This window comes from Methylorubrum podarium (assembly GCF_022179745.1).
In the GTDB taxonomy this organism is placed as follows: domain Bacteria; phylum Pseudomonadota; class Alphaproteobacteria; order Rhizobiales; family Beijerinckiaceae; genus Methylobacterium; species Methylobacterium podarium.
The window spans coordinates 1-2,703 of record NZ_BPRD01000714.1 but is presented as its reverse complement, the minus strand read 5'-3'; the positions used below and the strand labels follow the sequence as shown (position 1 = coordinate 2,703).

Sequence of the window (2,703 nt, the reverse complement as noted above, 5' to 3'; positions counted from 1 at the left end):
CGAACCTGATCCTGTCCGAGATTGCATCGCTCGTGAACGCTCAGCGCGGCGTGTTCTACATGGTGGAGGACGAGGGCGGAGAGCCGGTTCTCGATCTGATGGCGAGCTACGCTTTCACGGAGCGCAAGAACCTCTCGAACCGCTATCGCCTGCGTCAAGGCCTCGTCGGCCAATGCGCCTTCGAGAAGAAGCGCATCCTCCTCACCCACGTACCCGGCGACTACATCACCATCGGCTCGGCTCTCGGCGAGGCGCCGCCCCTCAACATCATCGTGCTGCCCGTCCTCTTCGAGCAGGAAGTCCGAGCGGTCATCGAGTTGGCGTCGTTTAACCGCTTCAGCGAGACCCACCAGTCGTTCCTCGACCAGCTGACCGAGTCGATCGGGATCGTGCTCAACACGATCGCCGCCAACATGAGGACGGAAGGCCTCCTGAAGCAGTCGCAGCTCCTGACCGGCGAGTTGCAGAGCCGGCAGGAGGAATTGAAGAAGACGAACGATCGCCTGGAGTTGCAGGCCGCCTCGCTGCAGCAATCCGAGGACCTCCTGAAGAACCAGCGGGAGCGGCTGCAGCAGACCAACGAGGAGCTGGAGGAGAAGGCGCGCCTGCTCGAAATCCAGAAGCGTGAGGTCGAGGGTAAGAACCGCGAGGTCTCGATCGCCAAGACGGCGCTGGAGGAGAAGGCCGAGCAGCTGAGCCTGACCTCGCGCTACAAGTCGCAGTTCCTCGCCAATATGAGCCACGAGCTGCGCACGCCGCTCAACAGCCTGCTGATCCTCTCGAAGCTTCTCTCCGAGAATCGCGACGGGAACCTCACCGACAAGCAGCGGGAATTCGCCAAGACGATCAACGCGGCCGGGACCGACCTTTTGTCACTCATCAACGACATACTCGATCTCTCCAAGATCGAGTCGGGCACGGTGTCGCTTGAGATTGGTGACGTCACGCTGCAGGACATTAGCGAGAACCTCAACAGGACCTTCCGGCAGCTCGCCGAGGAGCGCCACCTCGCCTTTGTGATCGAGGTCGATCCGGGCCTGCCGCGCTCCCTGCGGACGGACTCGAAGCGCCTGCAGCAGGTCCTGCGCAACCTTCTCTCCAACGCCTTCAAGTTCACCGAGAAGGGAAGCGTCTCGCTCAGGATCGGTTCGGCGGAGGGCTCGCCCCTGCGCGCCGGGACCCAGTGGATCGCCATGTCCGTCACCGATACCGGGATCGGCATCGCCGAGGACAAGCAGCGGATCATCTTCGAGGCGTTCCAGCAGGCCGACGGAACCACGAGCCGCAAGTACGGCGGCACGGGCCTCGGCCTCGCGATCAGCCGCGAGATCGCGCGCCTGCTGGGCGGCGAGATCGTTGTCGAGAGCCGCGTCGGGACGGGCAGCACCTTCACCCTGTTCGTGCCCTTCGAACCGCCCGCGCAGGCGCTCACCGGACGCGCGGCGGATGCATCGGACGGGTACGCGCCGTCGGGGCCGATTGGCCGCCAGCCGAATGCCGCGATGGCGCTTTCGTCCTCCGCGGACGACCGCCACGCGATTCACCCGGGCGACCACATCGTGCTCATCGTGGAGGACGACGCCATGTTCGCCTCGGTGCTGCTGGAGCTCGCGCGCGAGCGTGGCTTCAAGGGTTTGATCGCGCAGGACGGGGCCGGCGCGCTGAGTCTCGCGCACCGCTTCAAGCCGCACGCCATTACCCTCGACATCGGCCTGCCCGATATGGACGGCTGGGCCCTGCTCGACCTCCTGAAGAACGACCCCCGCACCCGGCACATTCCGATCCACGTGATCTCGGTCAACGACGAGAAGAAGCGCGGCCTGCGCGCGGGCGCCTTCGGCTTCCTTGAAAAGCCGGTCGAGCGCGAGGGTCTGCTGCGAGCCCTGGAGCGCTCGAAGGAATTCATCACGCGGCCCGTGCGCAACCTCCTGCTCGTCGAGGACGACGAGAACCAGCGCGCCAGCATCACAGCGCTCCTGAGCGAAGAGGACGTCAAGATCTTCGGGGTCGGCACGGCCTCCGCCGCGCTGGAAGCCCTGACAGGCGGCCGGTTCGACTGCGCGATCATCGATCTCGGCCTGCCCGATATCGGCGGTTCCGAGCTGATCGAGCAGATCCGTGCCTCCCAGGACGGGGAGGAGCTGCCCATCATCGTCTATACGGGCCGGGAGCTGACGGCCGCCGAGGAGCAGCAGCTCAGGCACACCGCTTCGACGATCATCCTCAAGGACACGCGCTCGTCCGAGCGACTTCTCGACGAGACCGCGCTGTTCCTGCACCGCGCTATCAATCGCGTTCCAGTCGAGGAGCAGATCCTCGTCGAGCGGAAGGACGCGGTGTCACTTCAGGGCTGTCGGGTCATCCTGGTCGATGACGACCTGCGCAACATCTTCTCGCTCACGAGCGCCCTCGAGCAGCACGGGCTGGACGTCCTATTCGCCGAGAACGGGCAGGACGGCATCGCCCTCCTCAAGTCCAACCCGAGCGTCGATGCAATGCTGATCGACATCATGATGCCGGGGATGGACGGCTACGAGACGATGCGCACGATCCGGGCGGAGGCCGGCTTCCGTAGCCTGCCGCTCATCGCGGTGACCGCGAAGGCCATGAAGGGCGACCGCGAGAAGTGCCTTGAGGCGGGCGCGTCCGATTACGTCTCGAAGCCGATCGACATGGATCAGCTCCTCGCGGTGCTGCGGGTGC

The 2,703-nt window shown here is 65.1% G+C and carries 1 protein-coding gene; it reads left to right on the top strand.

Going from position 1 to position 2,703, the window contains the following annotated elements; all coding sequences use genetic code 11:
* On the top strand, positions 1-2,703 hold a 2,703-nt coding region (locus MFF42_RS26155), incomplete at both ends, for a response regulator (protein ID WP_238258867.1).